This is a genomic window from Clavibacter phaseoli, from assembly GCF_021922925.1.
Taxonomy (GTDB): Bacteria; Actinomycetota; Actinomycetes; order Actinomycetales; family Microbacteriaceae; genus Clavibacter; species Clavibacter phaseoli.
Genome location: NZ_CP040786.1, coordinates 2,563,387 through 2,589,258, shown reverse-complemented (window position 1 = coordinate 2,589,258; position 25,872 = coordinate 2,563,387). Strand labels below are relative to the sequence as shown.

General features: G+C 74.2%; 29 protein-coding genes. 18 read left to right on the top strand and 11 right to left on the bottom strand.

Going from position 1 to position 25,872, the window contains the following annotated elements:
- The first annotated feature begins 7 nt into the window (after nt 1–7).
- From FGI33_RS12180 to FGI33_RS12135, 10 genes are all read left to right on the top strand, one after another.
- Nucleotides 8–952, top strand: coding sequence for an NAD(P)-dependent oxidoreductase (locus tag FGI33_RS12180; RefSeq protein ID WP_237581952.1), 945 nt, complete (start codon nt 8–10; stop codon nt 950–952).
- Nucleotides 949–2,529 (top strand): aldehyde dehydrogenase family protein, encoded by a 1,581-nt coding sequence (locus tag FGI33_RS12175; protein WP_182623293.1) that lies wholly within the window; start codon nt 949–951, stop codon nt 2,527–2,529. The genes FGI33_RS12180 and FGI33_RS12175 overlap by 4 nt, the downstream gene beginning before the upstream one ends.
- Nucleotides 2,530–2,745: 216 nt before the next feature.
- Nucleotides 2,746–3,987 (top strand): sugar ABC transporter substrate-binding protein, encoded by a 1,242-nt coding sequence (locus FGI33_RS12170; protein ID WP_119434486.1) that lies wholly within the window; start codon nt 2,746–2,748, stop codon nt 3,985–3,987.
- Nucleotides 3,987–4,976, top strand: a complete 990-nt coding sequence (locus FGI33_RS12165; RefSeq protein WP_119434487.1) for a carbohydrate ABC transporter permease — start codon at nt 3,987–3,989, stop codon at nt 4,974–4,976. Before FGI33_RS12170 ends, FGI33_RS12165 begins: the two co-directional genes overlap by 1 nt.
- Nucleotides 4,969–5,850, top strand: a complete 882-nt coding sequence (locus FGI33_RS12160; protein ID WP_119434488.1) for a carbohydrate ABC transporter permease — start codon at nt 4,969–4,971, stop codon at nt 5,848–5,850. Before FGI33_RS12165 ends, FGI33_RS12160 begins: the two co-directional genes overlap by 8 nt.
- An 82-nt stretch (nt 5,851–5,932) precedes the next feature.
- The gene (locus FGI33_RS12155; protein WP_119434489.1) at nt 5,933–6,703 is read left to right on the top strand and encodes a ThuA domain-containing protein; all 771 of its coding nucleotides are present in this window, start codon (nt 5,933–5,935) and stop codon (nt 6,701–6,703) included.
- On the top strand, nt 6,700–7,920 hold the full coding sequence (locus tag FGI33_RS12150; protein ID WP_237581951.1) for a Gfo/Idh/MocA family protein: 1,221 nt from the start codon (nt 6,700–6,702) through the stop codon (nt 7,918–7,920). Before FGI33_RS12155 ends, FGI33_RS12150 begins: the two co-directional genes overlap by 4 nt.
- Before the next feature lie 20 nt (nt 7,921–7,940).
- The gene (locus tag FGI33_RS12145; RefSeq protein WP_237581950.1) at nt 7,941–9,350 is read left to right on the top strand and encodes an ROK family transcriptional regulator; all 1,410 of its coding nucleotides are present in this window, start codon (nt 7,941–7,943) and stop codon (nt 9,348–9,350) included.
- The gene (locus tag FGI33_RS12140; RefSeq protein ID WP_119435436.1) at nt 9,347–10,003 is read left to right on the top strand and encodes an HAD family hydrolase; all 657 of its coding nucleotides are present in this window, start codon (nt 9,347–9,349) and stop codon (nt 10,001–10,003) included. The genes FGI33_RS12145 and FGI33_RS12140 overlap by 4 nt, the downstream gene beginning before the upstream one ends.
- A gap of 103 nt (nt 10,004–10,106) precedes the next feature.
- Entirely contained in the window at nt 10,107–10,499 is a 393-nt protein-coding gene (locus FGI33_RS12135; protein ID WP_147359493.1) for a hypothetical protein, read from the top strand.
- Between the two features lie 78 nt (nt 10,500–10,577).
- Here FGI33_RS12135 and FGI33_RS12130 read toward each other — a convergent pair whose 3' ends face one another.
- Nucleotides 10,578–11,576, bottom strand: coding sequence for a hypothetical protein (locus tag FGI33_RS12130; RefSeq protein WP_237581949.1), 999 nt, complete (start codon nt 11,574–11,576; stop codon nt 10,578–10,580).
- Nucleotides 11,577–11,750: 174 nt separating this feature from the next.
- On the opposite strand from FGI33_RS12130, the gene aroQ reads away from it, so the two are divergent.
- Complete coding sequence (gene aroQ, locus FGI33_RS12125; RefSeq protein ID WP_204587608.1) at nt 11,751–12,341, top strand: gamma subclass chorismate mutase AroQ; 591 nt, start codon at nt 11,751–11,753, stop codon at nt 12,339–12,341.
- A gap of 110 nt (nt 12,342–12,451) precedes the next feature.
- Here aroQ and FGI33_RS12120 read toward each other — a convergent pair whose 3' ends face one another.
- From FGI33_RS12120 to FGI33_RS12105, 4 genes are all read right to left on the bottom strand, one after another.
- Nucleotides 12,452–12,790, bottom strand: a complete 339-nt coding sequence (locus FGI33_RS12120) for a YnfA family protein (RefSeq protein ID WP_119434896.1) — start codon at nt 12,788–12,790, stop codon at nt 12,452–12,454.
- Between the two features lie 65 nt (nt 12,791–12,855).
- A complete protein-coding gene (locus tag FGI33_RS12115; protein ID WP_119434895.1) occupies nt 12,856–13,347 on the bottom strand; it encodes an FBP domain-containing protein in 492 nt (163 codons plus the stop codon).
- A 236-nt stretch (nt 13,348–13,583) separates the two neighbouring features.
- The gene (locus FGI33_RS12110; RefSeq protein ID WP_119434894.1) at nt 13,584–14,033 is read right to left on the bottom strand and encodes an MSMEG_6728 family protein; all 450 of its coding nucleotides are present in this window, start codon (nt 14,031–14,033) and stop codon (nt 13,584–13,586) included.
- Nucleotides 14,034–14,082: 49 nt separating this feature from the next.
- On the bottom strand, nt 14,083–14,898 hold the full coding sequence (locus FGI33_RS12105) for a GNAT family protein (protein ID WP_119434893.1): 816 nt from the start codon (nt 14,896–14,898) through the stop codon (nt 14,083–14,085).
- An 80-nt stretch (nt 14,899–14,978) separates the two neighbouring features.
- Between FGI33_RS12105 and FGI33_RS12100 the strand changes: the two genes are divergently transcribed.
- Complete coding sequence (locus tag FGI33_RS12100; RefSeq protein WP_119434892.1) at nt 14,979–15,569, top strand: P-loop NTPase family protein; 591 nt, start codon at nt 14,979–14,981, stop codon at nt 15,567–15,569.
- Here FGI33_RS12100 and FGI33_RS12095 read toward each other — a convergent pair.
- Together FGI33_RS12095 and FGI33_RS12090 are read right to left on the bottom strand one after the other, a co-directional pair.
- Complete coding sequence (locus tag FGI33_RS12095) at nt 15,536–16,126, bottom strand: hypothetical protein (protein ID WP_119434891.1); 591 nt, start codon at nt 16,124–16,126, stop codon at nt 15,536–15,538. The two genes, FGI33_RS12100 and FGI33_RS12095, sit on opposite strands and share 34 nt — an antisense overlap.
- A 17-nt stretch (nt 16,127–16,143) precedes the next feature.
- Entirely contained in the window at nt 16,144–17,133 is a 990-nt protein-coding gene (locus FGI33_RS12090; RefSeq protein ID WP_237581948.1) for a DMT family transporter, read from the bottom strand.
- A 33-nt stretch (nt 17,134–17,166) separates the two neighbouring features.
- Between FGI33_RS12090 and FGI33_RS12085 the strand changes: the two genes are divergently transcribed.
- On the top strand, nt 17,167–17,781 hold the full coding sequence (locus FGI33_RS12085; protein ID WP_119435523.1) for a TetR/AcrR family transcriptional regulator: 615 nt from the start codon (nt 17,167–17,169) through the stop codon (nt 17,779–17,781).
- Between the two features lie 9 nt (nt 17,782–17,790).
- Here the strand turns inward: FGI33_RS12085 and FGI33_RS12080 are convergent, their stop codons facing one another.
- Nucleotides 17,791–18,267, bottom strand: coding sequence for a hypothetical protein (locus tag FGI33_RS12080; RefSeq protein ID WP_237581947.1), 477 nt, complete (start codon nt 18,265–18,267; stop codon nt 17,791–17,793).
- Between the two features lie 165 nt (nt 18,268–18,432).
- On the opposite strand from FGI33_RS12080, the gene FGI33_RS12075 reads away from it, so the two are divergent.
- Nucleotides 18,433–19,101, top strand: coding sequence for an SDR family NAD(P)-dependent oxidoreductase (locus FGI33_RS12075; protein WP_119435461.1), 669 nt, complete (start codon nt 18,433–18,435; stop codon nt 19,099–19,101).
- 83 nt (nt 19,102–19,184) lie between these two features.
- On the opposite strand, the gene FGI33_RS12070 is transcribed toward FGI33_RS12075, so the two are convergent.
- Entirely contained in the window at nt 19,185–19,877 is a 693-nt protein-coding gene (locus tag FGI33_RS12070) for a YceI family protein (protein ID WP_119403018.1), read from the bottom strand.
- A 190-nt stretch (nt 19,878–20,067) separates the two neighbouring features.
- On the opposite strand from FGI33_RS12070, the gene FGI33_RS12065 reads away from it, so the two are divergent.
- From FGI33_RS12065 to FGI33_RS12055, 3 genes are all read left to right on the top strand, one after another.
- Nucleotides 20,068–20,574: a sigma-70 family RNA polymerase sigma factor gene (locus FGI33_RS12065; protein WP_011931510.1), complete on the top strand. Its 507-nt coding sequence runs from the start codon at nt 20,068–20,070 to the stop codon at nt 20,572–20,574.
- Nucleotides 20,571–21,356: an anti-sigma factor family protein gene (locus tag FGI33_RS12060; protein WP_237581946.1), complete on the top strand. Its 786-nt coding sequence runs from the start codon at nt 20,571–20,573 to the stop codon at nt 21,354–21,356. The genes FGI33_RS12065 and FGI33_RS12060 overlap by 4 nt, the downstream gene beginning before the upstream one ends.
- Nucleotides 21,357–21,444: 88 nt before the next feature.
- Nucleotides 21,445–22,812 carry an MFS transporter gene (locus FGI33_RS12055; protein ID WP_119435566.1) on the top strand — a complete coding sequence of 456 codons (1,368 nt, stop codon included), beginning with the start codon at nt 21,445–21,447 and terminating at the stop codon, nt 22,810–22,812.
- On the opposite strand, the gene FGI33_RS12050 is transcribed toward FGI33_RS12055, so the two are convergent.
- Both FGI33_RS12050 and FGI33_RS12045 read right to left on the bottom strand, forming a co-directional pair.
- The gene (locus FGI33_RS12050; RefSeq protein WP_237581945.1) at nt 22,809–23,312 is read right to left on the bottom strand and encodes a tetratricopeptide repeat protein; all 504 of its coding nucleotides are present in this window, start codon (nt 23,310–23,312) and stop codon (nt 22,809–22,811) included. The two genes, FGI33_RS12055 and FGI33_RS12050, sit on opposite strands and share 4 nt — an antisense overlap.
- A 25-nt stretch (nt 23,313–23,337) precedes the next feature.
- Entirely contained in the window at nt 23,338–24,348 is a 1,011-nt protein-coding gene (locus tag FGI33_RS12045; RefSeq protein ID WP_119402054.1) for a LacI family DNA-binding transcriptional regulator, read from the bottom strand.
- 225 nt (nt 24,349–24,573) lie between these two features.
- On the opposite strand from FGI33_RS12045, the gene FGI33_RS12040 reads away from it, so the two are divergent.
- Complete coding sequence (locus FGI33_RS12040) at nt 24,574–25,863, top strand: extracellular solute-binding protein (RefSeq protein WP_119434385.1); 1,290 nt, start codon at nt 24,574–24,576, stop codon at nt 25,861–25,863.
- Nucleotides 25,864–25,872: the final 9 nt, after the last annotated feature.

Sequence of the window (25,872 nt, the reverse complement as noted above, 5' to 3'; positions counted from 1 at the left end):
AGGACCCATGACCTCCACCGACCCGCTCGACCCCACCACCCCGCGGCGCATCGGCGTCGTCGGGCTCGGATCCATGGGCGGCGCCATGGCGGCGTCCCTCGCCGGCCGCGGCTGGGACGTCGTCGGCTGCGACCCGTCCGCGGCGGCCCGCGAGGCGGCCGAGGCGCGTGGCCTCCGGGCGGTCGCCGACGTGTCGGCGCTCGCCGGGATCCCGTACGTCGTGCTGTCGCTGCCCTCCGCGCGCGTCGTCGAGGCGACCGTCCCCGCGCTCCTCGCCGTGCCCGGCACCGTGGCCGTCGTCGACACGACCACCTCCGAGCCCGGCACGAGCGCCGCGATGGCCGAGCTCGCCGCCGCGCACGGCACCGCCTTCGTCGACGCCCCGGTCTCCGGCGGCAACACGGGCGCGGCCGCGGGCACGCTCGCGTCCTTCGTCGGCGGATCCGCGGGGGCCGTCGACGCCGCCCGTCCCGTCCTCGAGGCCCTCACCTCCGGCGGCTGGCGCCACGTCGGCCCCGCCGGATCCGGGAACGTCGTGAAGCTCCTCAACAACATGCTCGTCTCGGTCAACCTGCTCGCGGTCGCCGAGGCGATGGACGTCGCGGCGGCCCACGGGATCGACCTCGACACCGCGGTCGCGGCGCTCAACACCGCCACGGGCGCGAGCACCGTCAGCCAGCGGATGTTCCCCGACCAGATCCTCAGCGGGCGATTCGGCTCCGGCTTCGCGCTCGGCCTCATGGCCCGGGACGTGGCGCTCGCGCACGATGTGGCCCGCGCCACCGGCGCGACCCCGGGGCTCTTCGCCGAGACCGACGAGCGCTGGCAGCGCGCGCTCGCGGCCCTCGGCCCGCGGGCCGACTTCGTCGCCGCCACCTCCACCTTCACCACGGCGACCACCGCCCTGGATCCCGCGCAGCTCCCCGCCCGGAAGGACGACACCGCATCATGACGACCACCGCCCCGACCTCCCGCACCCCGCTCCTCGCCGCGGTCGACCGCACGGCGCACCCCGCCGAGCGCGCCCGCGCCCTCATCGCCCACGCGTTCCCCGACGGCATCGGCACGTGGGCCGACGGCCGCGTGCACCCGGGATCCGGGCCCGCGATCGACCTCGTCGACGCCGCGACCGGCGAGCTCGTCACGAGCTACGCGGATCCCGGCGCCGCGGGTGCCGACACCGCCCTCGCCGCCGCCGTCCGCGGGGCGCGCACGTGGGGCGCGATGGATCCCTACGACCGCGCCGCGATCCTCCGCGAGGTCTCCCGCGTCATCGGCGAGCACCAGGAGGAGCTCGCCGTGCTCGAGACGGTGACCACCGGCAAGCCGCTCCGCGACGCCCGCGTGGAGGCCGGCCGCGTGGCGCAGATGTTCGGCTACTACGCGGGCTGGGCCGACAAGGTGACCGGGCAGACGATCCCCGTCCCCGGCGACTGGCTCACGTACACGACGCGCGTGCCGTGGGGCGTGGTGGTGGCGGTCACGCCGTGGAACTCGCCGCTGTTCACGGCCGGCTGGAACTCGTCCGCGCCGCTCGCCGCCGGCAACGCCGTGGTCCTCAAGCCCAGCGAGTTCACCCCGCTGAGCACGATCCGCCTGGCGCAGCTCGCGGAGGAGGCGGGCCTGCCCGCGGGCGTGCTGTCGGTCGCGGTCGGAGCGGGCACCACGGTCGGCGCCGCGCTCAGCGCGGACCGGCGCGTGGGGAAGCTGAGCTTCATCGGATCCGTGCCCGTCGGCCGCACGGTCGCGCAGGCGGCGGCCCGCGCCGGGATCCCCGTCGTGCTCGAGCTCGGCGGCAAGAGCGCCAACATCGTGTTCGCCGACGCGGACCTCGACCAGGCCGCGCGCGGCGCCGTGAGCGCCGTCTTCTCGGGCGCCGGCCAGTCGTGCGTCGCCGGATCCCGCCTGCTCGTCGAGCGGGGCGTGCACGACGAGCTCGTGGCGCGCATCGTCGCCCACGTCGACGCGCTCCGGCTCGGCGACCCGCTGGATCCCGCCACCGAGATCGGCCCGATCATCTCCCGCCGCCAGGTCGCGACGATCCGCGCGCTCATCCAGGCGGGGCAGGAGGACGGCGCGCGCCGCCTCTCCGGCGCGACCCGCCCGGCCGCGCTCGCCGACGGGGCGCTCGCCGACGGCAGCTGGATCATGCCGACGATCCTCGACGGCGTCGAGCCCGGCCACCGCCTCGAGACCACCGAGGTGTTCGGCCCCGTCCTCGGGGTCTCCGTCTTCGACAGCGAGGAGGAGGTGGTCGCGCGCGCCAACGCCACGGGCTTCGGCCTCGCGGGCGCCGTCTGGACCTCGGACGTCTCCCGCGCGCACCGCGTGGCCGCGGCCGTCGACGCCGGCACCTTCTGGATCAACGCGTACAAGACGATCCACGTCGCCGTGCCGTTCGGCGGCTTCGGCGAGTCCGGCCACGGCCGCTCGTCCGGCCCGGGAGCGCTCGACGAGTACACGCAGCAGAAGGCCGTGTGGGTGCCGACCACGCCGCCGCCCGCGCCGTTCCCGTCGATGCTCGGCTAGCGCGGGGTCGCGCGCGATCCCGCGCAGCCTGCCCGAGGGGACAGGCGGCGCGGGATGCGAAACCTTTCTGGTTAACCGCTTTACACGACCCCCGATCCGGTGTTAGCGTCGCCGCCATCGGGTGCGCGACGACGCCTCCCGGATCGCCGCGGAGCCGGCGGATCACGGTGTCGTCGCGGCCCGGACCGACCGCCACCTCAAGGAAGAGACCCCGCGATGTCCCCTCGATCCACCGCCCGCCGCCGCCGACTCATCGGCGCCGCCGCCTTCGCGGCCACCGTCCCGCTCGTGCTCGCCGGCTGCTCCGGCGGCGGGGGAGGCGGATCCTCGTCCGGCGGGGATCCGAAGACGATCACCGTCACCGACTACTACAACGAGGGCAACGACGACACGGTCATCGGCGACACCCTGACCAAGTGCGGCGAGTCCCTCGGCGTCACCATCGAGCGCACGTCGATCCCGGGCTCGAGCCTCATCCAGAAGGTGCTGCAGCAGGCGTCGTCGAGGACGCTGCCCGACGTGCTCATGCTCGACAACCCCGACCTGCAGCAGATCGCCGCGACCGGCGCGCTCGCCCCGCTCGAGGACTTCGGCATCTCCACCGACGGCTACGCGAAGGGCGTGGTCGACGCGGGCACCTACGAGGGCAAGACCTACGGCCTCGCGCCCACCGTGAACACGATCGCGCTGTTCTACAACAAGGCCATGCTCGCCGACGCCGGGATCCAGCCGCCCACCACGTGGGACGAGCTGAAGACCGCGGCCGCCGCGCTCAAGGACGGCGACCGCTACGGCATCGCGATGGACGCCAACGCCACCTACGAGGGCACCTGGCAGTTCCTGCCCTTCATGTGGTCGAACGGCGGCGACGAGAAGGACATCGCCACCCCCGAGACCGCGGAGGCGCTGCAGCTCTGGACCGACCTCGTGAAGGACGGCTCGGCATCGCAGAGCGTCGTCAACTGGACCCAGTCCGACGTCAACGACCAGTTCATGGCCGGCAAGACGGCGATGATGATCAACGGCCCGTGGCAGATCCCCGCGCTCACCGAGTCGGGCGTCGACTACGGCATCGCGAAGCTCCCCGCGCCCGAGGCCGGCGGCACCGCCGTGGCCCCGCTCGGCGGCGAGGTCTGGACCGTGCCGCAGACGGGCGACAAGGAGAAGCAGCAGACGGCCGCGAAGGTCGTCGAGTGCCTCAACTCCGACGAGAACCAGCTCGACATGGCCACCAAGCGCTTCACGATCCCGTCGAAGACCGCCGTCGCCACCGAGTTCGGCCAGCAGGTGCCCGCCGAGCAGGTGTTCGTCGACCTCGTCGCCGACGCCCGCGCCCGCACCGGCGAGCTCGGGGCCGACTGGCCGAAGGCCGCCACGAAGATCTACACGGCCGTCCAGTCGGCGCTCACCGGCCAGTCCTCGCCGGAGGACGCGCTGAAGAACGCCGAGCAGGGCTGATGGCGACGACCGCCGTCCCCGCCCGCCCGACCGCGCAGGCGGCCGGGCGGGCCCGGGGTGCCGGGGACGCCGCCGTCGCGCGGGGTCCCGTGCGCCGCCGTCCCCGCTTCCGGTGGGAGCGCTTCTTCCAGGTGATGTTCCTGGTGCCGGCGGTCGTGTACCTCGTGCTCTTCTTCGGCTATCCCGTGGTGAAGAACATCGTCATGAGCTTCCAGGAGTACACGACGACCACCTTCTACACGGGCGAGGCGCCGTGGGTCGGCTTCGCGAACTACGCCTCGGTGCTCTCGTCGGGGATCTTCTCGACGGCGCTCCTCAACACGTTCCTGTTCACGATCGGGTCGATCCTCGGCCAGTTCGTCATCGGGCTCGCGCTGGCGCTGTTCTTCCGCCGGTCCTTCCCGCTCAACGGCCTGCTGCGGGCGCTGCTGCTCCTGCCGTGGCTGCTGCCGCTCATCGTCTCGAGCGCGGTGTGGAAGTGGATCCTCGACCAGGACTCCGGCGTGCTCAACCAGTTCCTGCTCGGCTCAGGCGTGGTGCAGGATCCGGTGCCGTGGCTCACGAGCCCGGCGTTCGCGCTCATCACGGTGATCGCCGTGAACGTGTGGATCGGCATCCCGTTCAACACGACGATCCTCTACGGCGGCCTGCAGGACATCCCGCCGGAGCTGTACGAGGCCGGATCCCTCGACGGGGCCACCGGCTGGCGCGGCTTCCGGCACATCACGTGGCCGCTGCTGCGACCCGTGGTGGGCGTCGTGCTCGTGCTCGGCGTCGTCTACACGATCAAGGTGCTCGACATCATCCTCGGCCTCACGAACGGCGGGCCCGCGAACTCGACGCAGACCATCGCGACGCAGTCGTACACGCTCTCGTTCCAGCAGTTCGACTTCGGGTCGGGCGCCGCCCTCAGCAACATCCTCATCGCCATCTCGGCGGTGTTCGCGGTGGTCTACCTCCGCGCGAACAGGAAGGCCGTCGATGACTGACACCGCCGAGCGCCTCGCGCCATCCGCGCCGCGCCGTCTGCCGCACCCGGTCGGATCCCGGCGCCCGCGCGCCGACCGCAGCTGGATCGGCACGGTCGTCGGGATCGCGATCCTCGCCGTGATGCTGTTCCCCGTCTACTGGATGGTCAACATCTCGCTGCAGCCCGCGGGTCCGGCCATCGAGGCGGCGTGGTTCCCGTTCGAGGCGCAGTTCCAGGGCTACGCGACCGCGCTCGGCGAGCAGGGGCAGGCGCTCGGCACGAGCCTCGTGATCGCGCTCGGCAGCGTCGTGCTCAGCCTCGCCATCGCGACCCCGGCGGCGTACGCGCTCGCGCAGTTCAGGTTCCGGTGGATCAACCTGGTGCTGTTCGGGATCCTCATCTCGCAGATGATCCCGGGCATCGTCGTCGCGAACGCGCTCTACGCCGCGTACAACGACGTGGGGCTGCTCAACTCGATCCCGGGCCTGATCCTCGCGGACTCCACGGCCGGCATCCCGTTCGCGATCCTCATCATGCGGGCGTTCATGGCGGGCATCCCGCCGTCGATCATCGAGGCCGCGAAGGTGGACGGCGCGGGGAACTTCCGCGCCTTCCGGTCGATCGTCCTGCCCGTGAGCCTCAACGCCGTGATCACGGCCGGGCTCTTCACGTTCCTCTTCACCTGGAGCGACTTCCTGTTCGCGCTGACGCTCACGACGACCGACGACGTGCGCCCCATCACGCTCGGGATCTACCAGTACATCGGCACGTACACCGCCGACTGGAGCACGGTGATGGCGACGGCCGTGCTGGCGTCGCTGCCGGCGATCGTGCTGCTCCTCGCGGCGCAGCGCTTCATCGCGGCGGGCGCGACGGGCGGCGCGGTCAAGTGATCCGGCCCCCGCGCGCCCGCGCCCCGGACGCCGCCCGCGTCCCCTCCGACATCCCGCACGACCCCTCCGAGAGAGAGACACCATGACCGACACCGCATCCCCGCTCCGCGTCACCGTCTGGGGCGAGAACCGCCACGAGCAGATCGAGCAGCACGTCCGCGACCGCTACCCGACCGGGATGCACGGCGCCGTCGCCGAGGGCGTGCAGGAGAACCTGCCCGAGGCGCACGTCGAGGTCGCGACCATGGACCAGCCCGAGCACGGCCTCACCGAGGAGCTGCTCGCCCGCACCGACGTCCTCACCTGGTGGGGCCACGCGGCCCACGCCGAGGTGGACGACGCGATCGTCGAGCGCGTGCACCGCCACGTGCTCGACGGGATGGGCCTCATCGTGCTGCACTCCGGGCACTGGTCGAAGATCTTCACGAAGCTGATGGGCACCACGTGCACCCTCCGCTGGCGCAGCGAGCACGACCGCGAGCTGGTGTGGACCGTGAACCCGCAGCACCCCATCACCCGCGGCGTGCCGAACCCGATCGTCATCGACGAGCAGGAGATGTACGGCGAGTACTTCGACGTGCCCACGCCCGACGAGCTCGTCTTCATCTCGGGCTTCACGGGCGGCGAGGTGTTCCGCAGCGGCATGACCTACCGCCGCGGCTTCGGCCGGATCTTCTTCTTCTCGCCCGGCGACCAGGACTTCCCCGTGTACCACCACCGCGACGTCCGCCGCGTGATCGCGAACGCCTGCGAGTGGGCGCGGCCCGACCGCCGCGAGACGCCGACGCTGCTGCGCTACGAGCTCGGCGAGTACTACGACGGCACGGACTACGCCGGGGCGCTCGAGCGATGACGGACGTCGAGGAGCGCACGGGCGCCGCCCACCGGATCGTCGCGCCCGCCGACGGCGCGCCGCTGCGCGTCGTGCAGGTGGGCGCGGGCGGCATGGGCCAGGCGTGGCTCCGGACCATCGCGGAGGATCCCGACGTCGAGCTCGTGGGCGTCGTCGACCTCGACGAGGAGGCGGCGCGGGCGGGCGCGTCCGCGCACGGGGCGACGGCGGAGGCGTCCACCGACCTCGGCGAGCTGATCGCGCGCGTGCGGCCGGACGCCGTGATCGACGTCACGATCCCGCGCGCGCACCACCCCGTCACCACGCAGGCGCTTTTCGCGGGGATCCCGGTGCTCGGCGAGAAGCCCGTCGCGCTCACGGTCGCCGAGGGGCTGTCGCTCGCGGCGGCCGCGGAGATCACGGGTGAGCTGTTCATGGTCAGCCAGTCGCGCCGCTACAACGACCACCTCGTCGCGCTCAAGCGGCGGGCGGCCGACCTCGGCGGCGTCGGCATCGTCACCACCGAGTTCTTCAAGGCCCCGCACTTCGGCGGGTTCCGCGAGGAGATGGACGACGTGCTGCTGCTCGACATGGCCGTGCACCAGTTCGACGCCGTGCGGTACCTGCTCGACGCGGATCCCGTGAGCGTCTACTGCGAGTCGTACAACCCCGCGTGGAGCTGGTACCGCGGCGACGCGGGCGCCACCGCGGTCTTCGCGTTCGAGGGCGGCGTGCGGTACGTCTACACGGGCAGCTGGTGCAGCCCGGGCGCGGAGACGTCGTGGAACGGGTCTTGGCGGGTGAGCGGCGCGCACGGCACCGCGCTCTGGGACGGCGACCACGATCCGACGAGCGACATCACGGACGCGCCCGACGGCCCGCCCGCGGAGCCCGCGGCCGCCGAGTCGGTGGGCGTCGAGATCGCCGGATCCCTGCGCGCGTTCGTCCAGGCGCTCCGCACGGGCGAGCGGCCGCACGGCGAGGTGCACGGCAACGTGATGAGCCTCGCGATGGTCGAGGCCGCGATCGAGTCGAAGGGCACGGGCCGTCGGCTCGCGATCGACGACGTGCTCGAGCGCGCCTACGCGACCGCGCTCTCCGACGAGCGGCGCGACGACGTGCGCGCGCGGCTCGAGGCGTGGCGCGAGCGGGGCGTGCGGGAGGCGCTCCAGGGATCGCCGGCGTCCGAGGGTCGCGCGGGCGCCGCGGCCGTCGCCCGCCCGGCCGCCGCCGGGTAGCCTCGTCGGGTGGGGATCCAGTGACCGGGCACGAGACGGGCGACGCCGCGCGCGCGCCCGAGCCGTCCTCGTCGGTCGCGGATCCCGCCCGGCCGGCGCCCGCCGACGCGGATGCTGCCGCCGCTGCTGTCCCCGCCGACGCCCGCCCCGCGCGCGCCGTGCCGCTCGCGCCGGATCCGCGCTCCCGCGAGATCCCGCCCGCCGGCGACGCCCGCTCCCGCGGCACCACCCCCGACCACGTCCGCCGCTCCAACCTCGCGACCGTCCTCCAGATCGTGCACGAGACCGGACCGGCCTCGCGCTCCGAGCTGACGCGCGAGACCGGCCTCAACCGCTCCACCATCGCCGCGCTCGTGGGCGAGCTGCAGGAGCTCGGGCTCGTCGTGGAGTCGGAGCCGCCCGGCACCAACCGCGTCGGCCGGCCGAGCCCCATCGTCTCGGCCGACCCGCGAGTGGTCGTCTTCGCGGTCAACCCCGAGATCGACGCCGTGACCGTCGGGCTCGTCGGCCTCGACGGCGTGGTGCAGGAGCGCATCCGCCGCGACACCGACGGGATCCCCACGGCCGCCCAGGCCGCCGACCTCGCCGGCGCGATCATCGCCGAGCTGCGCGCCGACCTCCGCGCGAGCCGCCCCGACGCGCGCGTGCTCGGCATCGGCGTCGCGGTCCCCGGCCTCGTCCGGTTCGACGGCGGCCTCGTGCGCCTCGCGCCGCACCTCGGCTGGGTCGACGAGCCGTTCGCGGCGCTCCTCGCCGAGGCCACCGGCCTGCCGGCGCTCGCGGCCAACGACGCGAGCCTGGCGGCCGTCGCCGAGGGGCGCTTCGGATCCGGTCGCGACGTCGACGACCTCGTGTACCTCAACGGCGGCGCGTCGGGCGTCGGCGGCGGCGTGCTCATCGGCCGGCGCCCGTTCGGCGGCGCGGAGGGCTACGGCGGCGAGCTCGGCCACACGCTCGTCGACTCCGGCGGCGAGCTCTGCCACTGCGGCGCGGTCGGCTGCCTCGAGACCACGGTCGGCCAGGACGCGCTGCTCGAGGTCACGGGCCTGCCGCGCGCCCGCGCCGACGAGCTGGGGGACGTGCTCGCGGCGGCGCTCGAGGCGGGCGATCCGGCGGTCACGGCGGAGGTGGAGCGGCAGATCGACAACCTCGCGGTCGCGCTGCGCAACGTCGTCAACATCTTCAACCCGTCGCTCGTGGTGCTCGGCGGGTTCCTCGGGTCGCTGCACGCGGCGGATCCCGACCGGATCCTCGCCCGCGCCACCGCCCAGGCGCTCCCCGGCGCGCGCGAGGCCCTGCGGATCCGCCGCGCGGCCCTCGGCCCCGACCGCCTCATGATCGGCGCGGCCGAGCTGGCCTTCGCCCGCGTCCTCGTGGATCCGTCGGGCGTGGCCCGCGAGGCCGTCGCCGCGGAGCGCACCACGGCGTGACCGCGCCCGTCGATCTCGTCATCCTCGACTGCGACGGCGTTCTCGTCGACAGCGAGGTGCTCGCCGTCGAGGTCGACCGGCGCGTGCTCGCCGAGCTCGGCTGGCACCTCACGACGGAGGAGATCGTCGAGCGCTTCGTCGGGAAGTCGCACGCGACCTTCACCGAGGAGGTCGCCGCGCACCTCGGCCGCGACCTCGACGAGGACTGGGACGCGCCCTACGCGCACTGGTACGCGGACGCCTTCGCGGCGCACCTGCGGCCGGTCGACGGGATCGCGGAGGCGCTCGACGCCATCGCCCTGCCGACGTGCGTGGCGTCCAGCGGCGGGCACCCGAAGATCCGCGCGAACCTCGCGCGCACGGGCCTGCTCCGGCGCTTCGACGGCCGGATCTCGAGCGCGACCGAGGTCGAGCACGGCAAGCCCGCGCCCGACCTCTTCCTCCTCGCGGCGTCGCGCATGGGCGTGGATCCCGCGCGCTGCGTGGTCGTGGAGGACAGCCCGTACGGCGTGCGGGGCGCGCGAGCCGCGGGCATGCGCGCGCTGGGCTACGCGGGTGGGCTGACGCCGGCCGCCCGCCTGCGCGACGCGGGCGCCACCGTCTTCGACGACATGCGCGACCTGCCGCGGTTGCTGCGCGACGTCACGGCGTGAGCCCCTACACCCTGCTTCCCGTTGACTTCAAGCGGGGAGCAGGACGTACCGTCGAGGCACGGAAACACGATGCGGAACGAAGGAGTTCACGATGATGCGAACGATGCTCTCCAAGATCATGGTCACCGCGGTGGCGGCGTTCGGGCTGACGCTCGGCGCAGCCGGAGCCGCGCAGGCCGACCCGGCCGGTCAGTACGTGTACGTCTGCGTCGGCACCGACGGCTCGTCGTACACGATGGCGTCGGGTGCCGAGCTCGGCAGCTGCAAGGGCTCGTACCTGCAGAAGTACATCAACGGCGCGCAGGTCGACACCATCGCCCTGACGACGAGCGGTGCCATCGCCGACCCGGACGCCCTGTCCCTGGACTGCCTGGTCGCCATCGTCGGCACCGGCGCCTCGGCCTACGGGATCGTCCAGACGGCCGGGACCGGAGCCGGCGTCGCGTACGTCGGGCTGGCCGCGTCGGTCTACGGCCTCAAGGCCTGCGTGGCGTAGCGGTTCGGTGACGTCGGCCCTCGCGGATCCCGCGGGGGCCGCCGTGCGTCCGGGGGCCGGACCGCGCGGCTCCGGACGTCAGGCCGCGGGCGCGCGCCGCCTCCGCCGCCGCACCACCACCGCGCCGACGACCGCCACCACGGCGAGCACCGCCAGCTGCGGGAGCACGAACGCGGGATGCCCGAGGGCCGCGACGAACACGGCGCGCGCGAAGTCGGCCAGCTCGAGCGGGTAGCGGAGGAGGGAGCGGGATCCGAGCGCCGACGAGATCGCGGTCACGGCCGCGGTGCCGACCCAGAGCAGGCCGGTCGCGATGACCGCGCCGACGATCCGGCCGGCGCCGCGCAGGCCGGTCGCCGCGATCGCGAGGCCCAGGGACACGGCCGGCAGCCAGCGCGCGACCGCGAGGGGGGCCGGGGCGACGGGCTGCGTCCACCCCGTCCCGCCCGCGAAGGGAGCGGCGCCCGTGAGCCACGTGCCGAGGAGCACCGCGGGGAACGCGGCCGCGATGACCGCGATCCCGGCCGGCGCGAGCGCCAGCACGAGCGCGACGATCGCGGAGAGCGCGATCGCGGCGATCGTGCCCGCGACGACGGCCACGAGGTACACCTGCGACTCGCTGATGGCGGCGCCCGTGCGGTCGACGCCGGCGGGCTGCGGGTCGTCCATGCCGAGCCCGGCGGCCATCGCGGTCGAGGCCTGCACGAGCGCGGCCGCCTGCGCGAGCACCGAGCCGGCGACCACGAGCCACGCGGCGCCGCGGGGCAGGCGCGGGCGGAGGATCCGCGCGGCCAGCCCCGCCGCGCCGCCGCCCACCACGATCACCGCGGCGAGCAGCGACGCCGTGTACGGGTGGATCGGCAGGAGCGCGACCGGCATGTCCGCGGGGGAGGCGACCTCCTCCGCCCACATGGCCTGCAGCGGCAGGCGGGCGCCCGCGATGATCCACGGCAGCAGCCCGAGCACCGCGGCCGCGACGCCCACGGCCAGGGCGACGAGCGCGCCGCGGATCCCGGGGATCGCGCGGACCGCCCGCGGGTCGGAGATGGCGGCGGGGGCGGTGTCGGGCGTCGTCATCCGCCCACGCTAGCGACGGGCCCGCCGCGGGCGCCCGCCCCCGATCGGGCCGGCCTGTGGACTCCGGCGGTCGCCCGGGCGCGTCGTCTGCCTATGCTCGCCGCACCCGACCCGACCCGACCCGACCACCCGAGCCCGACCCCCTCTCCGCCCGCCGCCCAGAACGGATCCGCCATGCCCCGCCGTGCCCTGCTCGCCACGTCCGCGTTCGCCGTCACCCTCGCCGCCGTCCTCGGCGCCGCCGCGCCCGCCCAGGCGTGCCCGCGCGACCCGGCGGAGCAGCAGGCGGTCACCGCCGTCGCCTCCGCCGCGCTCGACCGCCTCGAGATCGCCGACGACGTCGCCGCCTCGAAGTGGCTCTCGGGCAAGGCCGTGGCGGATCCCGCGCGCGAGCAGGCCGTCGTCGACGCCACCATCGCCGCGGCGAAGGCCGACGGGGTCGATCCGGTCGCTGCCGAGCGCATCATCCGCGCGCAGATCACGGCGAGCAAGCAGGTGCAGCACGCGCTCATCGCGCGCTGGCACGCGCACCCCGACGAGGCGCCCACCACCGCGCCCGACCTCACCACGAGCGTCCGCCCGCGCATCAACGCGGTCGACGCCCGGCTCGTCCCGGCCATCGGCGCCGCGTCCGCCGCGCTCGACGACCAGCAGTGCGGCCACCTCGTGAAGGACGCGCGCGGCGAGCTCGGCCAGGGCCTCGACGACGCGCACCGCAAGGCCTTCCGCACGGCCCTCGCGACCGTCTGCACGCCGGATTCCTGAGCCGCCCCCCGACCCGGTCGGGTCAGCTGCCCCGATGCGCTGGCCCGGCCGACCCACCGCGCGCGCGTCCGTCCTCAGGGACGGGCGCGCGCCGCTGTGCGGGATCCGCGTCAGGCGCCCTGCCCGCGCGGCCCGGCCATGATCACGGCGACGCCGAGCAGGCAGATCACCGCGCCGATCACGTCCCACCGGTCGGGTCGGTAGCCGTCCACGAGGGCGCCCCACGCGAGGGATCCCGCGACGAACACGCCGCCGTACGCCGCGAGGATCCGCCCGAACGACGCGTCCGGCTGCAGCGAGGCGATGAAGCCGTACGCGCCGAGCGCCATGACCCCGAGCCCGGCCCACCACCACGGCCTGCCCTCGCGCACCGCCTGCCAGACGAGCCACGCGCCGCCGATCTCGGCGACCGCGGCGAGGGCGAACAGGATCACGGTGCGCAGCAGCATGCTCCGAGCATGGCGGACGCGGAGGCGGCCGTCCGGGTCAGCGCGTCAGCCCGCCGTGCCCCGCCTCACGCCGTCGACGCGATGTCCGCCGCGAACGACGCCACCCGGGTCCGCAGGTCGTCGATGAGCTGGGCGGTCGCCGCCGCGGGGTCGAAGCCGAGGTAGGGGATCGGCCGTGGCTTCCGCACGTTCGCGTTGCACTCGAAGTCGGTGCAGACGAGCGTGCCGACGGTGTTGCCGTTGCGGCCGGCCGCGCCCGCCCGCCGTGCGCCGTAGAACACGACGGGGTTCGGCAGGCGCACGTCCTGGCACCACGTGCACTGGGCGCGGGACCGCGGTGCCGTGGAGGACTGCTGCAGCAGCACGCCGATCAGCTCGTCGCCCACGGGGGTGACGACGATGCCGCGCTGCGGGGCCTTCGGGTCGCGCCAGCCGAGGAAGTCGAGGCGGTCCCAGGCGAGGTCGGCGAAGCCCTCGGGGAGGTGGAGGTCGCGGGCCTCGCGCTGCGAGGCGTTGACGAGGGAGGCGCGGATGGCGGATTCGGTCAGGGGGAGCATGTGGTGCCCTTCGTGCGGGGTCGCGGCGGTGCCGCGGGGACGGGTGTCGGGACGGCGGCCGGATCCTCGGGGATCGACGGAGCGCCGGTGGTGGCCGGACCTCGCGGGGCACGGCGACGGATCCGGTGACTACCTGGTGCCGACGGACGTGCCGCCGACGACCTCCCCACGCCCCGAGGGCGCCGTGCTGCTCGTGATGCTCACGCGGCCACAGTACCCCCGCGTGAGGGAATCGATCACGCGCCGGCACCCGGCCACACGTAGTCGAGGTCGTCGGGATCCCCCGGGAACGACGTCCGGTACAGCTCCGGCGCCTTCGCCAGCAGCTTCGAGCGGTGCGAGAGGTGCAGCTCCGCGCGGCCCCACCACGGCGGGAGCTCGATGCGGCCCTCGGTGTAGGCGGCGAGGTCCTCGGGCACCTCGGCGATGATCGCGAGCGTCTTCTCGAAGCACGTGTCCGCGAAGCCGCGGCGGGTCCACTCGGCGCACGTCGCCTCCTGGTACTCCATGAGCGCCGGCCGGTAGCCGCGCCACATGCGCGTGACGGGGTGGCTCTGCCAGCCGTAGCCGGCGACGGTCACGGCCTTCATCACCTGGAGCGTCTCGACGCGCTGCTTCCCGAGCCGCTTGTCGTCGAGCACGGCCATGCTCTCCGCGAGGTCCGGGTAGGGGAGGAACGTCTGCATCCGGCCAGTCAACTCCGGCGGGAGCGGGGCGGTCCGGGCCGCGAGGGCGTCAGCGCGACCAGGCGTACGGCGTCGTGGTCGAGCAGGCGACGAGGCCGGAGCGCTCGAGGATCGGGCGGGAGAGGTCGGTCGAGTCGCTGTGGATGAGGGTGCGGCCGGCGGCGAGGGCCGAGCGCGCGCGGGCCGCGGTGAGGGCGCGGTAGATGCCGCGGCCGCGCCACTCCGGCACGGTCGAGCCGCCCCAGAGGCCGGCGAAGTCGGATCCCGCGACGGGCTCGAGCCGGCCCGCGGAGACGATCCGGCCCTCGGCCCCGGCGACCCACAGCTCCATGCCGTCGTCGAGGCGGAGGCGGTGGAGGATCGCGTCGGCGTGATCCGCGGACACCGCGTCGCCGAAGACCTCGTCCTGCATGGCGCTCATCGCCCGCACGTCGGCCTCCGCGGTGATGCGCCGCAGGGTGACGCCCGCGGGCAGCGGCACGTCGACCGCGAGCGCCCGGGCCTCGCCCAGCATGATCGACTCGCGCTCCTCGGGCACGAAGCCGTTCGCGCGGAGGATCCCGTCGAGCCCGGGCGCGTGGTCGTGTCCACGGGTCTTCCACTCCACGGTCGCGATCACGGGGTCGTCGCGGAAGCGGGCCAGCGCCGCGGGGACGAGTTCGCGGAGGCCGGCCTCGTCGAGGCCGCCGAGGTCGGCGTACGTGATGAAGCCGCGCGCGCCGGGGAGGACGACGAGCCGCAGCGGGCCGAGCACCCGCACGTCGAGCGCGCTCGGCGTCTCGGCGTCGGTGCGGAGCTGGGCGTCGTAGGCGGCGAGGAGGCGGGCGGATCCAGGGGAGGGGGTCACGAGGCGAGCCTGCCGCATGCGGGCCGGCCCGGGCGAGCGGACGCAGGACCGGGGGCGCGACCCCGACGCGGTCGCGGCTGCCGCCCTAGGCTCGCGGGATGCTCGGACCCGTCGACCGCCTCGATCCACCTGCCCGGCGCATCCTCATCGGCGCGCCGTCGGGCGCCGGGAAGACCACGCTGGCGCGGCGCATCCAGGAGCGCACGGGCCTGCCCCACACCGAGGTGGACGCCCTCTTCCACGGCCCCGCCTGGAGCGAGCTGCCCACCTTCCGCGACGACGTCGAGGCCCTCTCCTCGCGCGACGCCTGGGTCACCGAGTGGCAGTACACGACCCAGCTCGGGGATCTGCTGCCGTCGCGCGCCGACACCCTCGTCTGGCTCGACCTGCCCGTGGCGGTGCAGATGGGTCGCCTGATCCGCCGCACGGTCGTCCGCCGCTGGCGCCGCGAGCCGCTCTGGCACGGCAACGTCGAGCCGCCGATGCGGACGATCCTCACCGACCCGGACCACATCGTCCGCTGGGGCTGGCGGGGTCGCGCGAAGGTGCGGACGCGCATGGCGCGCGCGGCCGTCGCGCACCCGCACCTCCGGATCGTGCGGCTGCGGTCGACCCGCGAGGTGGACGTGTGGCTGCGCGGGCTGCCGGCCGCGGGTCAGCCGCCGGTGCCGCCGGCCCACGCAGGGTAGAGGTCGCTGCACCACATGCCGGCCGGGCCCGGGCCGTCCATCGACAGCTGCGGGAACGAGCCGAGCTGCGGCGCGTCGGACACCATGTCGGCGCCGTTCACCGCCGACCACAGCGTGCCCGCGAAGTCCTCGCGCGTCGGATCCTGGTCCGTGGCCCACAGCGCCACCCGATCGTCGGACGCCGGCTCGGCCTCGGGGTCGTCGCCCACGGGTCCGATCGTCCCGGCGAGGGTCCAGACCCGCTGCTCGTCATCCCACCGGGTCTCGAGCCCGTCGAGCTGCAACCCGGGGAAGGGCCCGTCGTGCGCGGCGATGCTGGCGTTCACGGCCGCGAGCGCGGCGGGGGAGGCGTCGTCGCACTCGGCGTAGCCGCCCACGGCCGTGTCGTCGGTCGTGGGGGTGGGCGTCGGAGCCGCGTCGGCCGTCGGCAGGACGACGGGCGGATCCTCCGCCGCGAGCCCGCCGGCCTCCTCGCCGGACGCCGCGCACCCGCTCAGCGTGAGGATGGCGGCGGCGCACAGGCCGGCCCAGGGGACGGGCATCCGCGGAGCGCTCATGTCGGGACCCTAGGGCGTCACGCGGCCCGGGTGGCCGGCGCGCGGGGATCCGCACCCGGACTGGGGTGGTCCTCGGCGGTCGCCGCGTCACGGCCGGGTACCGAGGCCGCACGCCGCGCCTCGGTCGCCAGCACCACCGCCACGCCCGCGCCGCACAGCACGAACCCGGCGAGCGTCACCGCCGTGATCCGCTCCCCGAGCAGGAGCGCGCCCGCCGCCGCGGTGGTCGGCGCGACGAGGAACAGCAGGGCGTTGAGCGCCGTGATCCCCACCCGCTCGAGCAGCCACCAGTACAGCCCGTAGGCCGCGAGGGTCGGCACGAGGGCGGCGACCACCGTGGTGATCCAGAACGCAGGATCCGCGGGCGGCGCCAGCATCCCGCTCGCGACCGCGGCGACCACGAGCGCCACCGTCGTGACGACGACGTGCACGGTCAGCGTCACGAGCACCGGCGGCCGGCCGGACGACCGGCGCTCGAGGAACGTCCCCGCGACCAGGCACGCCATCGCCGCCGCGGGCAGCAGGTAGGCGACCGGATCCGCGTCCGCCGCCCCCGCCTGCGACCGCACCACGAGCACCACGCCGACGGCGCCGAACGCGAGCCCGGCCCACTGCGCGCCGCGCACGCGCAGCCCGAGAAGCGGACCGACGAGCGTCGCGACGACGAGCGGCTGCACCGCGTCGATGAGCGCGGTCGTCCCGGTCGCGATGCCGGCGCCGATCGACGCGTACACGAACGCGCAGTAGCCGAGCTGCGCGAACGCGCCGATGAGCGCCTGCCGCGCGAGCGTCCGCGGCGCGATCCCGCGGGCCGCGCCGGTCACGACGACCAGCGCCACGAGCGCCACGGCGAGCGGCGCGAACCGCCAGACGAGCAGCGTCGTCGCCGGCACCTCGACCGTGCCGACGGCCGCGATGAGGAAGCCCGAGCTCCAGGCGAGCACGAAGCCGGCGGCGGCGGCGATGGTCACCAGCGGTCGAGGTACACCGATCTGTCTACTCGTCATGGGCTCGACTATACAGACCGGTATATTGGATGCATGCCCACCGCCGTGCCCGACCTCGCCCCGCTCACCCCCGGGGCCCGCCGCGTGCTCGACGCGGCGTCCGAGCTCTTCTACGCGCGGGGGATCCACGTGGTCGGCGTCGACGCGATCGCCGCGGCCGCCGGCGTCACCAAGAAGACGATCTACGACCGCTTCGGCTCCAAGGAGCAGCTCGTGGTGGCGTACCTGCAGCACCGCGACGCGCGCTGGCGCGAGCACCTCGCGGCGCGGCTCGCGCGCACGCCCGAGCCCGGGATCGACCGGGTGCTGGCCGTGTTCGACGCGGCCGTCTCGTGGGCCGACGTCAACACGCCCAAGGGCTGCAGCGCGATCAACGCGCGCGCGGAGCTCGGCGCCGGCGACCTGGGCGCCGACGACGACGGCCACGACGTCCTCCCCGAGGTCATGCGGCAGAAGGCGTGGCTGCACGAGCTGATCCGGGACCTGTGCCACGAGGCGGGGGTGCCCGACGCGGCGGCCACCGCCCGCACGCTGATGCTGATCTACGAGGGCGGCCTCGTGACGATCGGCATGGGCACCTTCGGCCGTCCGCTGCAGGTCGCGCGCGACGCGGCCCGGGCGCTGCTCGCGGCGGCCGCGCGGCCCTGACCCCGCGGCCTACGCGTCGTAGAGCAGCCAGCCCGCGGGCGCGCCGCTCTCGTGCGGAGTCGGCGGGCGGTGCAGGAACACCTCGCGGCCGCCGTGCGGGAGCACGTCGACGGCGTCGCGCGGATCCACCCCCGGCGGCCAGTCGGGGAAGTCGGCGCTCCCGCCGGTGACGAACGGCAGGACGGATCCGTCGCGCATCCGCACCAGGAACCGCAGGTACCCCATGCCGGACTCGCCGGCCGCGTGGATCCGCTCGGCCAGCTCCGCCGCCAGTCGCAACGGGCTGTCCTCGATGCGCGCGACGTCCTCCACCTCGAAGGCGGGCCCCGGCCGGATCCCGGCCCGCGCGAGCTCCGAGCGCTCGGCCACGCGCACCCGATCGCGCACGTGCCCCGATCGCAGCGTGATCCGGCACGGCGCCAGCAGCCCGCCGTGCGTCCGCGGCACCCGCGCGAGCTGCGCGGCGAGCTCGGGCGTCAGCTGCATCCCGCCACGCTAGCGGCCGGCGCGCGCCCGGGTCCGTGTCCGCTGGTCGACGGGCCGCCGCCGTGACCCGGACGCCGCTGCCCGACGGGCCTAGCGTCGAACCCGCGAGCCGCGCGCGCACCCGACGCCCGGCCGCCCATCCGTCCGATCCGCAGGAGGAGAACCATGACCACCATCGCCATCGTGGGGGCCGGCGCCGGCCTCGGCGCCGCCGTCGCCCGCCGCTTCGGAGCCGAGGGCCTCGCCGTCGCGCTCGTCTCGCGCAGCCAGGAGCACGTCGACGAGCTCGCGCGCACCCTCGCCGACGAGGGGATCACCGCCCGCGGGTACGCCGCGAACGTCCGCGACCACGTGGCGCTCGCCGCCGCGCTCGACCGGGCGGCGCAGGACCTCGGGCCCGTCGAGGTCCTCCAGTACAGCCCGCTGCCGCAGAAGGAGTTCCTGCGGCCGGTCCTCGAGACCACGCCCGGCGACCTCGTCGGCGCGTTCGAGTTCTCCATCCAGGCGCCCGTCGCCGCCGTGCACCAGGTGCTGCAGGGCATGCGCGTGCTCGGACGCGGGACGGTCCTGTTCATCAACGGCGGCACCGCCGTGCAGCCGCTGCCGAAGTACGCCGGCACCTCCATCGCATTCGCGGGCGAGAGCGCCTACGGGCAGATGATCCACGAGGCGCTCGCGGGCGACGGGATCCACGTGGGCCAGCTGATCATCCCCGGCGCCATCACGCCGGGCCACCCGACGAAGGACCCGAAGGCCCTCGCGGACACCCTCTGGGCGATGCACGAGGAGCGCGGCGACTTCCGCCGCTTCGCCGCCGACATGGACGACGAGTAGGAGCGCACGACGAAGGGGAGGGGGAGCGACCCGGATGCGCTCCTCCTCCCCTCGTCCTCGCGGCCCCGAAGGGCGGGTCGGGACTAGTTCGTCGGCGTGGCCGACACCAGGAACTCGACCGTGCCCTGGTCCTCGACGCTGACGAAGCCGAGGCTCGGGGCCTGGACGCCGTAGTCGGAGAACGTGACGGGGATGGATCCGCTCACCTGCACGCCGTCGCCCGAGAGCGCGGCCTGCAGCGGCACCGTGACGGTCTGCGTCACGCCGTGCATGGTGAGCTCGCCGGTCGCCTGGACGGTCGCGACCTGGCCGTCGGCAGGCACGGCCGCGTCGACCGGCTGCGTGAGCGTGAACGTCGCGTCGGGGTACTGGTCGACCTGCATGGCCTGGGTGCGGAAGTACTCGTCGCGGGGCGCCGCGTCGGTGGCGATGCTCGCGACGTCGACCGTCACGGTCGCGGCCGAGAGGGTGGATCCGTCGACCGTGATGCTGCCGGTCACGTCCTCGGTCTTGCCGACGACGGTCACGTCGGTGCCGTTGAGCACCTCGTCGACGCGGTACCCGGCCGTGCTGCCGGTGCCGATCTGCCACTCGCCGGACAGGTCGCTCGTGTCGAGCGTGGAGTCGGCGGGCGCGGCCGAGACGGACGGGGCGGCCTCGGGGGCGCCGACGATCACGTCGCGGTAGAAGGCGGGGCCGAACGCGGCGGCGCTGACACCGAGCACGACGACCACGGCCGCGCTCGTGCCGAGGATGATCTTGGTCTTCTTCTGCATGGAGGTCTCCTGATCCGGATGGTGCTCGTCCGCCGGCGCTGGATGCTGCGCCGACATCAGGGACGACGGGCCAGCGCGGAGGAACGTTCACGCGTTCAGGGTGCTGCCAGGTTCAGGATCCGCCTGCGATGATTCCCCGGAGCGGTGAACCTTCCGGCCGTCCATCTCGTCGTGGAGGGAGGAGGCACGGATGACCACGGAGAGCACGGCCCGCATGCGGGCGCTGCACGATGCGCACGCACCCGCGCTCCAGCGGTACGCGCTGCGGCTCACGGGGGATCCCGCGCTCGCCGAGGACGTCGTGCAGGAGGCGCTGCTGCGGGCCTGGCGCTCGCCCGCGATCCTCGCCGAGGACGACGAGTCGGCCCGCCGCTGGCTCTTCACCGTGGTGCGGAACCTCGTGATCGACGACCGGCGCAGCGCCTGGCGCGGCCGCGAGACGCCGACCGACGTGCTGCCGGAGGATCCGGTCGCCGACGCCTCCGACGCGATCATCGACCGCCTGCTCGTCGCCGAGGCGCTCGCGTCGCTGTCCGCCGAGCACCGCCGCGCCGTCGTCAGCTGCTACCACCTGGGCCGGACGGTCGTGGAGACGGCCGAACGCGAGGGCGTCCCGCCCGGCACCATCAAGTCCCGCCTCCACTACGCGCTCAAGGCGCTCCGGCTCGCCCTGCAGGAACGAGGAGTCACCCGATGAACGACCGCGCCGACGACATCCACGAGTGGGATGCCGCGTACGTGCTCGGCAGCCTGAGCGCCACCGACCGCGCGCTCTTCGAGGCCCACCTCGAGGGGTGCGACGCGTGCGTGCGCTCCCTCGCCGAGCTCTCCGGGCTGCCCGGCGTGCTGCGGATGCTGCCCGTCGAGGAGGCGATCGCGCTCATGGACGAGCCCGAGGCCCCCGCCGTGCCGCAGCCCGCCGCGCCCGCGCCGGACGCGTCCGCCCACCGGGTGCCGCGCCGCCGCCGTCGCCCCGCCGCGGGTGCCGCCCGGCCGCCGCTGACCCGCCGCACCGGCCGGTGGATCCTCGCGGCCGCCGCCGTCGCGCTCCTCGCGGGCGGCGCCGCCCTCGGCTCGGCGCTGCGGGCCGGCGTGAGCGCGCCCGTCGCCGATCCGACCCCCGCCGTCTCGTCGCCCGCCGCGGATCCGACCCTCGGCGAGGGCCTGCCCGCCGACGCCGTCAGCATGCGCTCCGAGCTCGACGACGCCGTCACCGCCCAGCTCGCCGTGACCGCCAAGCCGTGGGGCACGCGCTTCGACTGGAGCTGCGCCTACGCGGGCGGCGGCGCGGGCAAGGGCGCCTACGACCTCGTCGCGATCGCCGACGACGGCACCCGCACGATCGTCGCCACGTGGGGCGCGGGCCAGGCCGAGGCGACCCAGCTCGCGGCCACCTCGAGCCTCCCGATCGAGAGCATCCGCACGGTGCAGATCACGCCATCCGACTCCGACGTGGTGCTGGCCAGCCGGGATCTCTGATCAACGTCGCCCCACCCTGGCGCGCCGCCCCCGCCGCGCCGTAGCCTGGCGTCCCACACCCGAGGAAACGCGAGCAGGCGAGGACCCGATGAGCGACCCGGCAGCCCCTGCCGACGTGCCCGAGATGAGCGCGGCCGACCAGGCCGTCGTCGCCGCCCGCTGGAAGCGCAACGCGACCCTCTTCCTCAGCGGCCAGACCGTCTCGCTGTTCGGCTCGATGCTCGTCCAGTACGCGGTCATGTGGTACGTCACGTTCGAGACCCGGTCGGGCCTCGCGGTCGCGCTCTACGCGGTCGCCGCGTTCCTGCCGCAGGGCATCGTCTCGATCTTCGGCGGCACCCTCGCCGACCGCATGAACCGCCGCGTGCTCGTCATCGTGTCCGACAGCAGCATCGCGATCGTCACCCTCGCGCTCGCCCTGCTCATGATGAACGGGGTCACCGACCTCTGGATCATCCTGCTCGCGGTCGCCGTGCGCTCCGTCGGCGCCGGGTTCCAGACGCCCGCGGTGCAGGCGATGATCCCGCAGATCGTGCCGCCCGAGCAGCTGCTGCGGATCAACGGGATCTTCGGCACCATCCAGTCGGCCATGGCCCTGCTCGCGCCGGCCGCCGCGGGCGCCATCTTCGCGGCCTACGGCCTCGTGCCCCTGTTCTTCGTCGACGCGATCACGGCCGCGATCGGCATCGCGTTCCTCGTCTCGGTCGCCGTGCCGACGCTCGCATCCATCGCCGACAAGACCTCGACGTACCGGGAGGACCTCGTCGAGGGGATCCGCTACATCGGCGGCAACCCCGTCGTGCGCTGGCTGCTCGTGGTCTTCGCGATCATCTTCCTGCTCACGGTGGCGCCGTCGTTCATCACGCCGCTGCTGGTGGCCCGCACCTACGGCACCGAGGTGTGGATGGTGACCGTGCTCGAGATCGCCTTCAGCGTCGGGATGCTCGGCGGCGGCGCCCTCGTGTCGACGCTGTTCGCGAAGTCCGACCGCATGACGCTGATCCTCGTCAGCTGCTTCGGCTTCGCGGTCTTCACCGCGGGCCTCGGCCTGAGCCCGAACCTCTGGGTCTTCTACGGGTTCATGTTCGCGATCGGCCTGTTCGTGCCGCTGTTCTCGGCGCCGTTCATGACGCTCGTGCAGGAGACGGTCGCGCCCGAGATGCACGGCCGCGTCTTCAGCTACGTCGGGATCGTCATGGCGCTCGCGACCCCGATCGGCGCGGTCGCGTTCGGGCCGCTCGCCGACGTGTTCAGCGTGCAGGCGCTGCTGGTGGCGGCGGGGATCATCACGGTCGTCGTGATCACGGTCGCCATCTCCCTGCCCTCGGGCCGCGCCGCGATCCGCATCGCCCGCGCGAAGAAGGCGGAGGCGGACGCGGCGGACGCGGATCCCGGGCACGACGCCGGATCCGACCCGACGACCGCGGACGCGGCCCGCGCGACGCCCGGCTCCTAGCCCGCGGCGGGATCCGTCCGGCCGCGCTCGGACAGCTCCTCCGCGTACGCGGCGACGGCCCGGCCGTACTCCGGCAGGGCGGGCGCGAGCTGGCGCAGCGCGAGGGCCAGCGCCTCCGTCGGGCGGCCGGCGTCGTGCAGGGCGAGCGCGAGGAACGCATCGCGGCCGGGTGCGTGCGCGTCGTCCGGCATCGCCTCCAGGAGCGCGACCGCCTGCTCGGGCTCACCGACGTTGCGCAGGGAGCTCGCGAGCTGGATCACCGCGAGCGGCTCGTGCTCCGGACCCAGCCCGCCCGCGAGGGCCGCCCGGTAGAGCGGCACGGCCTCCGCCTCGCGGCCCACGAAGTCGTGCGCGCAGGCCAGCTCGAAGAGCGCCCGCGGATCGTCGGCCAGCCGCTCGGCGACCAGCGCCCGCATCGCGGCGACGGTCTCGTCCGCCCGCTCGTCGTCGGCGCGCGCCCAGAAGGCGGCGACCCGGTCGTCCCAGTCGTCGTGATCCATGCGCCCAGCCTGTCAGGCGCGCCGGTCAGCGGCGGCGTGCCGGCGGCGGCCCCGTCGTCGCGCGGCGCACGAGCCGGGTCGGCAGCTGCACGCGCATCGCCTCCGGCTGCCCGCCGTCCATGAGCGACATGAGGAGGTCCACCGCGGTCGTCCCGAGGCGCTGCATGGGCTGGCGGATCGTGGTGAGCGGCGGCGTCATCTGCGAGGCCTCCGGGATGTCGTCGAAGCCGATGACGGATAGGTCCTCGGGCACGCGGATCCCGAGCTCGGCCGCCACCTGCAGGATGGCGATGCCCGACAGGTCGTTGGCGGCGAAGATCGCGGTCGGCCGGTCCGGCATCGAGAGCAGAGCGCGCGCCGGCTCCCGCGCGGCCGCGGTGAGGAACAGGCCCGCGCGCACGAGCGCCGGGTCGAACGCGATGCCGGCGTCCTGCAGCGCGCGCCGGTAGCCGGCCTCGCGCAGGCTCGCGGAGCGGAGGTCCGGGCGGCCGGCCAGGAACCCGATGCGCCGGTGCCCGAGCTCGAGGAGGTGCCGCGTCGCCTGGAGCGCGCCGCCGAGGCTGTCGGACTCGACGCTCGGCAGGTCGGCGGGACCCGTGTGCGGGTCGATGGAGACGACGGGGATCTCCGTCTGGGCGGTCACGACCGTGGGCGTCACCATGATCGCGCCGTCGATGAGGGTGCCGCTCAGGCGGCTGAGCGACCGGCGCTCCCATCCCGTGTTGTCCACCTGGCGGGAGCCGCTGTAGGCCAGGAGGTCGTAGCGGGAGTTGCGGAGCGCGGCGCCGACGCCCTTGAGGATCTCGGCGCTGAACGGCTCGAAGCCCGCCACGAGCACGCCGATCACGCCGGTGCGGTGGGAGCGCATGCTGCTCGCGACGAGGCTCGACTCGTAGCCCAGGCGCTCGACGACCTCCATCACGCGGCTCGACGTCTCGGCCGAGATCCCGTACCGCCCGTTCACGGCCTTGGACACGGTGGACACCGAGACGCCGGCGGCAGCGGCGACGTCGTGGATGGTCGGACGGCGGGACATGGACCGCACCCTACGCCCGGGGAAAAGGATTTCGAAAACGTTTGACGAAGATTCGAGCGCGACCGAGACTGGCCCGACCGGCCCCCGTCACGACGAAGCGACGACGCGACGACGCGACACGGGACCGGTTCGAGCCGCACCCCCACAGCACCAGGACCGCGGCTTGTGCACGTCCACCCCCGACACCCGCCAGGGTGCGCTCAACGAAGAGACAGGTAGTACGACATGAAGGCACGGAAGATCCTCACGGGATCCGCGGCCCTGATCGTGGGGGCGCTCGCCCTCACCGGTTGCAGCGGCGGCGGCTCGGACAGCGGAGACGGCGGCCCCGTCGAGATGACGCTGTGGCACAACTCCACCACCGGCCCGGGCAAGGCGTTCTGGGACAAGACCACGGCCGACTTCAACGCCGCCCACCCCGGCGTCACGGTCACGCCCACGTCGGTCCAGAACGAGGACCTCGACGGCAAGCTCCAGACGGCCCTCAACTCGGGCGACGCGCCCGACATCTTCCTGCAGCGCGGTGGCGGCAAGCTCGCCGCCACGGTCGCCGCGGGACAGGTCATGGACATCACGGACGGCATCTCCGCCGACGCGAAGGCCGGCATCGCGCAGAGCGCGTTCGACGCGAACTCGATCGACGGCAAGGCCTACGCCATGCCCGTCGCCGTGCTCCCCAGCGGCATCTTCTACAGCCAGGACCTCTTCACGGCGGCCGGCATCACGGAGACGCCGAAGACCATGGACGAGCTGAACGCCGACGTCGAGAAGCTCAAGGCCACGGGCGTCGCCCCCATCGCGCTCGGCGCGAAGGACGCGTGGCCCGCCGCGCACTGGTACTTCAACTTCGCGCTCCGCGAGTGCGGCTCCGACACCCTCGAGCAGGCCGCCAAGGACAAGGACTTCAGCGACGACTGCTGGATCAAGGCGGGCCAGGACGTCGAGGACCTCGTCGGCACCAACCCCTTCAACGACGGCTTCCTCACCACCGCCGCGCAGCAGGGCGCGGGCAGCTCCGCCGGCCTCATCGCCAACCACCAGGCGGGCATGGAGCTCATGGGCGCCTGGGACCCGGGAGTCATCGCGGGCCTGACCCCGGACACGAAGCCGCTGGCCGACCTGTCCTGGTTCCCCTTCCCGGAGATCTCCGGCGGCAAGGGCGAGCCCGGCTCCATCATGGGCGGCATCGACGGGTACTCCTGCTCCGCGCAGGCCCCGAAGGAGTGCGTCGACTTCCTCAACTACATCGGCACCGCCGACGTGCAGAAGGAGTACTACGCGGCCTTCAACGCCCCGCCCGTGAACACCGAGGCGCAGACCGCGGTCACCGAGCCGTACCTGCAGGAGATCATCAAGGCGTACAACGACGCGCCCTACGTCTCCCAGTGGCTCGACACGGTCTACGGCCTGAACGTCGGCAACGCGATGAACGTCGGCGTGGTCGACCTCATGGCGGGCGACGGCAGCCCGGAGAAGCTCATCCAGACCGTCTCCGACGCGGCCAAGAAGGCCTAGGCGCACCGA

What these genes read in the sequence shown, in the direction of transcription:
- FGI33_RS12180 (WP_237581952.1), top strand. Translation starts at nt 8, where the DNA reads ATGACCTCCACCGACCCGCTCGACCCCACCACCCCGCGGCGCATCGGC.
- FGI33_RS12175 (WP_182623293.1), top strand. Translation starts at nt 949, where the DNA reads ATGACGACCACCGCCCCGACCTCCCGCACCCCGCTCCTCGCCGCGGTC.
- FGI33_RS12170 (WP_119434486.1), top strand. Translation starts at nt 2,746, where the DNA reads ATGTCCCCTCGATCCACCGCCCGCCGCCGCCGACTCATCGGCGCCGCC.
- FGI33_RS12165 (WP_119434487.1), top strand. Translation starts at nt 3,987, where the DNA reads ATGGCGACGACCGCCGTCCCCGCCCGCCCGACCGCGCAGGCGGCCGGG.
- FGI33_RS12160 (WP_119434488.1), top strand. Translation starts at nt 4,969, where the DNA reads ATGACTGACACCGCCGAGCGCCTCGCGCCATCCGCGCCGCGCCGTCTG.
- FGI33_RS12155 (WP_119434489.1), top strand. Translation starts at nt 5,933, where the DNA reads ATGACCGACACCGCATCCCCGCTCCGCGTCACCGTCTGGGGCGAGAAC.
- FGI33_RS12150 (WP_237581951.1), top strand. Translation starts at nt 6,700, where the DNA reads ATGACGGACGTCGAGGAGCGCACGGGCGCCGCCCACCGGATCGTCGCG.
- FGI33_RS12135 (WP_147359493.1), top strand. Translation starts at nt 10,107, where the DNA reads ATGCTCTCCAAGATCATGGTCACCGCGGTGGCGGCGTTCGGGCTGACG.
- FGI33_RS12130 (WP_237581949.1), bottom strand. Translation starts at nt 11,576, where the DNA reads ATGACGACGCCCGACACCGCCCCCGCCGCCATCTCCGACCCGCGGGCG.
- aroQ (WP_204587608.1), top strand. Translation starts at nt 11,751, where the DNA reads ATGCCCCGCCGTGCCCTGCTCGCCACGTCCGCGTTCGCCGTCACCCTC.
- FGI33_RS12120 (WP_119434896.1), bottom strand. Translation starts at nt 12,790, where the DNA reads ATGCTGCTGCGCACCGTGATCCTGTTCGCCCTCGCCGCGGTCGCCGAG.
- FGI33_RS12115 (WP_119434895.1), bottom strand. Translation starts at nt 13,347, where the DNA reads ATGCTCCCCCTGACCGAATCCGCCATCCGCGCCTCCCTCGTCAACGCC.
- FGI33_RS12110 (WP_119434894.1), bottom strand. Translation starts at nt 14,033, where the DNA reads ATGCAGACGTTCCTCCCCTACCCGGACCTCGCGGAGAGCATGGCCGTG.
- FGI33_RS12105 (WP_119434893.1), bottom strand. Translation starts at nt 14,898, where the DNA reads ATGCGGCAGGCTCGCCTCGTGACCCCCTCCCCTGGATCCGCCCGCCTC.
- FGI33_RS12100 (WP_119434892.1), top strand. Translation starts at nt 14,979, where the DNA reads ATGCTCGGACCCGTCGACCGCCTCGATCCACCTGCCCGGCGCATCCTC.
- FGI33_RS12095 (WP_119434891.1), bottom strand. Translation starts at nt 16,126, where the DNA reads ATGAGCGCTCCGCGGATGCCCGTCCCCTGGGCCGGCCTGTGCGCCGCC.
- FGI33_RS12090 (WP_237581948.1), bottom strand. Translation starts at nt 17,133, where the DNA reads ATGACGAGTAGACAGATCGGTGTACCTCGACCGCTGGTGACCATCGCC.
- FGI33_RS12085 (WP_119435523.1), top strand. Translation starts at nt 17,167, where the DNA reads ATGCCCACCGCCGTGCCCGACCTCGCCCCGCTCACCCCCGGGGCCCGC.
- FGI33_RS12080 (WP_237581947.1), bottom strand. Translation starts at nt 18,267, where the DNA reads ATGCAGCTGACGCCCGAGCTCGCCGCGCAGCTCGCGCGGGTGCCGCGG.
- FGI33_RS12075 (WP_119435461.1), top strand. Translation starts at nt 18,433, where the DNA reads ATGACCACCATCGCCATCGTGGGGGCCGGCGCCGGCCTCGGCGCCGCC.
- FGI33_RS12070 (WP_119403018.1), bottom strand. Translation starts at nt 19,877, where the DNA reads ATGCAGAAGAAGACCAAGATCATCCTCGGCACGAGCGCGGCCGTGGTC.
- FGI33_RS12065 (WP_011931510.1), top strand. Translation starts at nt 20,068, where the DNA reads ATGACCACGGAGAGCACGGCCCGCATGCGGGCGCTGCACGATGCGCAC.
- FGI33_RS12060 (WP_237581946.1), top strand. Translation starts at nt 20,571, where the DNA reads ATGAACGACCGCGCCGACGACATCCACGAGTGGGATGCCGCGTACGTG.
- FGI33_RS12055 (WP_119435566.1), top strand. Translation starts at nt 21,445, where the DNA reads ATGAGCGACCCGGCAGCCCCTGCCGACGTGCCCGAGATGAGCGCGGCC.
- FGI33_RS12050 (WP_237581945.1), bottom strand. Translation starts at nt 23,312, where the DNA reads ATGGATCACGACGACTGGGACGACCGGGTCGCCGCCTTCTGGGCGCGC.
- FGI33_RS12045 (WP_119402054.1), bottom strand. Translation starts at nt 24,348, where the DNA reads ATGTCCCGCCGTCCGACCATCCACGACGTCGCCGCTGCCGCCGGCGTC.
- FGI33_RS12040 (WP_119434385.1), top strand. Translation starts at nt 24,574, where the DNA reads ATGAAGGCACGGAAGATCCTCACGGGATCCGCGGCCCTGATCGTGGGG.